Raw genomic sequence first — 5,196 nt, 5'->3', positions numbered from 1 at the left:
AGCTCTGGCCTCGTCGCGTTTCAATCTGGAGAACTGCGCGTTCTTCTGCGCTGAGGTGAACGTAGCTCTTTGACATGCATACACCCTACTTGCTGAGAGGGTGTTGCGCTTGGAAGTTGAGTCTAAGCAGTGTTCGATCAGAGAAAATTGTGCTGGCGTGATCTCCATGCCCAATAGTTTAATCGCTCGGGCCATTAGTGTTAACAGGCCCTAGTTTCTATAAAAGTCTCATATCAAGACATCCAACCACTATCATACACATGCCCTCTTAATTTTCCAGGTGCATTAAATGCACTTATGACGGATGCCACAAAAAAACGCATAATTCGCCAAAATTACATCACAAGCCATCCACAGAAGCGTTGAAGTTATCGGATCTTTTCAGCATAGTTATCCCGCAGAGCGGCATGAGCTTACAACGTGTCGTGCGATGAATATGACTGCGCAACGGCGTATTTCGTTCCACACCATTTAATTAATTACCAAAATAAAATAGGTATTTATGAAAATAAATTTTCTAGCAGCGGCGATTTTTCTGGGACTGAGCTGCACTGCCACCTCTATGGCATTTGCAGCTGACCAATGGCTTTCATTTTCAAACCAACAGAAGACTAGGATCACTTCAACGGAAAGGCTAAGCCCGATCAAAATCAACGAATCGCAAGCCTACGATAATGCCGCTGCCGGTGGACTTTGGTTACCGCTGCCAGACGGCCGACGCATCTATGCAAAAACTATTTCGCAAAACACCCAGGACAATGATCATTGGACCTTTGTCGGCACCCTCCCCGCAGAAAAGCAAAGTGTAGTGATCACCTTCGGCCGCAACGCAGTATTCGGATCAATTCCGGTCGACAATAACACATCGCTTCGTATCGTTACCCAGGGCGGCAAGCTGTATATTGCAGAACGTCTACCAAAAAACATTGCTCTTGACCGCCTCAAGAGCAATGATAGTGCCATGGCGTCCGACTACCTGATTCCGCCGAAGCAAGCGGTAAGCGAGCAAGATTTACAACGTAGTCTTGCACTAGTGAAGCAGGCGGCCAGCGCAACGACCCCGGCGGTGGTCGACGTGCTCGTAGGTTATACCCCAGGCTTGGTCCGCGAGCTAGGATCGGTGGATGCCGTTAATACCCGCATCAACTATCTGGTCGCCGTTACCAACCGTGCCTACTCGGATAGCCAAGTGAATGGACGCCTGCGCCTGATCGGTACGCAGCAGGTTAATTACACGGATTCCACTACAGATGATGCTGCACTTAACGACCTGACCGAAGCATCAGGCACCTCTTCATTAGCAGCACTACACAGCACGCGTGACACCCAGGGTGCCGATCTTGTCGCCTTGCTACGCCCTTACCGCGCAAATCAAGGCGCTTGCGGCGTGGCGTGGCTGAACGGTGGTGGGCTTCAATCGTACAATGTCAATATGCAGGGATCGGGGTACGCCGCAGTCAGTGACGGTACCGATGAAGAAGCCGGAAATTACTGCGAAGACATTACCTTCGCGCATGAAATCGGCCATAACCTTGGTCTGGCTCACGACAAAGCCGATTCCGGTCCTGGCGCGTTCACTTATGCTTACGGATGGCGGCAGACATTGGATGAGGGCAGTTTCAATACCATCATGGCGTATGCCTCCGACGATCAGCAGAGAGTTCCCTACTTCGCCAATCCACGTATCACGTTATGCAATGGCAACCCGTGCGGGGATGCAAACGAAGCCGACCAGACCAGAGCGTTAAATATCACCATGCCCATCGCGGCCAACTTTAGGCCGACCAAGCGATGAGTCACCTGTGAGCACGGATGCTACCGGAGCCGCGACAGCGCTTGGCGTGCACTAACGCCATGCGCTGTCACAGAGTAACCCCTAAACACGCTTTCAGACATACCACATAAAACGGTAAGTCGCACTTGTAGACGACGGAGATAGTTCGCGGCGTATTGCTGGAGCGATCTATCGAACAAGCGCTGCAAATGACGTCCACTTTAATAGTTCCTGCAGACGGGCACAGCCAGGAATTCTTTCAAATCAGTTGACATCTAGCTTCGGCCAAGCTTACGTCAACTCGCAAGACTGACACTCCCTACCTCATCGGTCACGCATGCTGGAAATAAAGCATTTTCGCATTGTAGAGATTGCCTCGTTTGTTGGTCGAAAGCTCATGAAAGAGTTGTTCAGAGGTTACCTAATGCATTGAAGTCGTCGAGTCCTTCAATAGATTTTTTCCCACAAGATTAAGTAATCGAGGCGTCTTGGGGATCTTAAAACGTCGAGTTGCGATACACGCTGTGCAAAATAGCTTTCCGGTCTCCCGCTCCGAAAGGATGCTGAAGCGTCACCTCTTGACACGCAGCGCAGTAGGAAATCGCATTTATTCTTCCGTTAACAAAGGAAATACGATGAAACACAGTAAATTTCTGTTAGTAACTGCAATTACCACTGCTACCTGCGCACAAGCAGCTGCACAATTAGGTGGTACGCAGCCAGTGAGCGTCAGTCCCAGCCAACTTGAACTGCAGGTCCAACAGGCATGGCAAACAGAGCTTGTAAGGTCTGATACGCCGACGACCGGATGCTTTCACGCCAAATACCCAAGCATGATTTGGGAGTCGGTACCCTGCAACGCATTGCCACGTCGAAACCATCGTTTACCAGTCGGTAAAATGACCACTCAGGGCGCCGCTGGACGAACGGCACTTCCAGATGCCGTCGGTGCAACGCAAGGCCCCGTGAGCTACGCGCTCAGAGGGCATGGCCTTATTAGCGAGGCGGCGGGAAGTTTTCCGACGGTAACCGGGCTGAAGACCGTAAACAGTGACTCTAGTCCGGATGAATATAGTGTGCAGCTGAATACTAATGACGATGGAACAACGTCAGCGTGCCAGAATCACTCGGGCTGCACAGTATGGGAACAATTCCTCTACGGGAACGATGGCCCCGCAAACTCAGCATACGTTTTAATCGAATACTGGATGATCAACTTCGGCAGCACATGCCCGCCCGGATGGAGCAGCGACGGAGACACTAGTTGCGTCAGGCAAAGTAAAGCCGTACCGACGCCGCATTACCCAATCGGCCAACTACCAAACTTCCGATTGACGGCGAAGGCGGCCGCCAACGGCAACGATACCGTGATTTTCACAAATGGTACTGATGCCTACAGCGTAAGCGCGAAAGGCAATATTCTCAACATCAGTTCCGTATGGACGCAGGCAGACTTCAATGTCGACGGTAGCAATAGTGGCAAGAAAGCATACTTCAATACAGGCACTTCCATTACCACGAAATTGGCTGTCAAGGATGGGACAACCCTGTCGCCCACGTGCATCAGTGACGGCGGTACGACTGGTGAGATTAACAATCTCATCCTGGGTGCCTGCGCTGTGTCAGCAGGCGTCATGCCCTCAATTGAATTTACCGGGAAGCTCTGATAGACAACTCGAAGTCGGCATCAGGATAGATCGGGCGCAACCAGACCAATACATCGAGTCGACCGTTCCGCCAGTGGGCATAGCTCAGCCTGACAGCTTGACGCTGTTGAGAGTCGACAGGGATTCGTACGAGAAACATCCAATTCGTCTGCAGCTCATTAATTGCTAAGCGACAGCAGTGTCCGAAGAAAGGCTAGGCCCAGGCGATTGGCATTTCTTGCTGTTAAACGATTAAGGAATTTACTGCAAGAGGACTCAGGCAAGCTACCCACCTTCGCTGGCTCAAGCTCGTCTGGCGCGAGCCAGGCGATTTAACCTTCTCGTTCGGGATTGCCGCTGCGCTGGTGTCTTTCAGTGCAGCGCGCTGCTTGAGCTAATAACCGACAATCCGCAGACGTAGGCAATGAGTGCCCGAAGAGACTCCGGGCGCTCATTGCCTCGCATTCGCAATACTCAGCCTGGGAAAGCCGGAAACTTCTCATCAGGGTGCTTGGCTTTCCACTCCTTGTAAGACGCGCTCCCCTGCCAAATGGTGAAGGCTTTGGGCGGACGACCACGCCCTGACCATGTCTCTTGGTTGTGGGGCAACCAATACTTGGGCGCTACTTCCTTTTTTGTGGAAGCAGCCTTCTTCGGCTTAGCCACACCAGCACCGATCAGGGCCGCAATTTCAGATTTTTGCTTTGCACTGAAATGCTCGGTGTATTGGTCGAGAAGCTTGACGATCTCCGAGTACGCCTCGGATGATTGCTGCTGGCGTAGCTGAGCTTCCTGCTCTTCCAACTTCCGAATTTCTTCTGCCAATTTTTCTTTAGCAGCGGCAAGGGCACTCAAAGACGCGGTTGTCATTCAGGACTATTCCAATCGTTTGGTTAGCAAATTATTCGTGAGAAATCTATTGCAGTAAAGCTGCACGGCGATCTATTGACAAGCTCTACTATTCTATCGTATTGCTCCGCAGCGACTTCTGTTTTTTTGGGTATCGGAAGGGCATGAGGCAGGTCGGCCTCCCCAACTTGAACAGCTTGACTACTGGAACAACCCTTGAAAGCATGTGGGTCAAGACAGGGGGTGTCTATGGATAAAGCAAGGGATCGTCGAAGCGACCAGGACTACACGGCCCAGGAAGTGGCGAACCTGGATGTGTCTGCTCGCCGAGCATTGAAGCCGCATCTGCGTTGTCCGTATTGCGAGGCAACTGCTCATTCAGGTCGGCGTCCAGACCTAGCCCAGGGCGACGCGGCAAGGTCGCTCACTTCTACGCCCTACCCCACGGGGATGATTGCGACATCACCCGGAGCTATGGCGATCCATGGGAAGACGATGATACCGATCGGACCGTGGCCCAGTGGGAGCAGCGCAACACCAAACTGATCGTGCTGATCCCGTCACTGACGAAAGCAAAGAAGCGGGCACTGGTGAAGTCGAGGCCATGGATGATGAAAGCCGTTCCCGCGCGGGTGGCGATCGCACGCGTCGGTCCAACACGGTGTCGCGCGGGCCTCAAAAGCTGCTTGAACAACTAGGGCCTGTTAACACTAATGGCCCGAGCGATTAAACTATTGGGCATGGAGATCACGCCAGCACAATTTTCTCTGATCGAACACTGCCTGCCGGCGCAGCGCGGCAATGTCAGCATGACCAACCTGCAAGTGGTCAACGCCATCCTTTACGTTGCCGAGCATGGCTGCAAATGGCGCGGCCTACCCAAGCGCTTTGGCAACTGGCATACGGTCTACACACGCATGAACCGTT

At 52.3% G+C, this 5,196-nt stretch carries 5 protein-coding genes; 3 read left to right on the top strand and 2 right to left on the bottom strand.

Annotated elements, in window-relative coordinates; all coding sequences use genetic code 11:
* Window positions 1-195: hypothetical protein (locus F7R02_RS24055; protein ID WP_151210248.1), on the bottom strand; the 195-nt coding region annotated here is incomplete at its 3' end.
* 307 nt (window positions 196-502) lie between these two features.
* Here F7R02_RS24055 and F7R02_RS24050 point away from each other — a divergent pair.
* Both F7R02_RS24050 and F7R02_RS24045 read left to right on the top strand, forming a co-directional pair.
* A complete protein-coding gene (locus F7R02_RS24050; RefSeq protein ID WP_011348378.1) occupies window positions 503-1,795 on the top strand; it encodes a reprolysin-like metallopeptidase in 1,293 nt (430 codons plus the stop codon).
* 614 nt (window positions 1,796-2,409) lie between these two features.
* Window positions 2,410-3,441: a hypothetical protein gene (locus F7R02_RS24045; RefSeq protein WP_011348379.1), complete on the top strand. Its 1,032-nt coding sequence runs from the start codon at window positions 2,410-2,412 to the stop codon at window positions 3,439-3,441.
* A gap of 453 nt (window positions 3,442-3,894) precedes the next feature.
* Here F7R02_RS24045 and F7R02_RS24040 read toward each other — a convergent pair whose 3' ends face one another.
* Complete coding sequence (locus F7R02_RS24040; RefSeq protein ID WP_011348380.1) at window positions 3,895-4,290, bottom strand: H-NS histone family protein; 396 nt, start codon at window positions 4,288-4,290, stop codon at window positions 3,895-3,897.
* 719 nt (window positions 4,291-5,009) lie between these two features.
* Here F7R02_RS24040 and F7R02_RS24030 point away from each other — a divergent pair.
* Window positions 5,010-5,196, top strand: a 187-nt coding sequence (locus F7R02_RS24030) for a transposase (protein WP_151210039.1), incomplete at its 3' end; no start/stop codon positions are given.

The sequence above is a fragment of the Xanthomonas cissicola genome (assembly GCF_008801575.1).
Classification (GTDB): Bacteria; Pseudomonadota; Gammaproteobacteria; order Xanthomonadales; family Xanthomonadaceae; genus Xanthomonas; species Xanthomonas cissicola.
The sequence above is the reverse complement of the archived record's forward strand: the minus strand, read 5'-3'. Positions and strand labels throughout refer to the sequence as shown.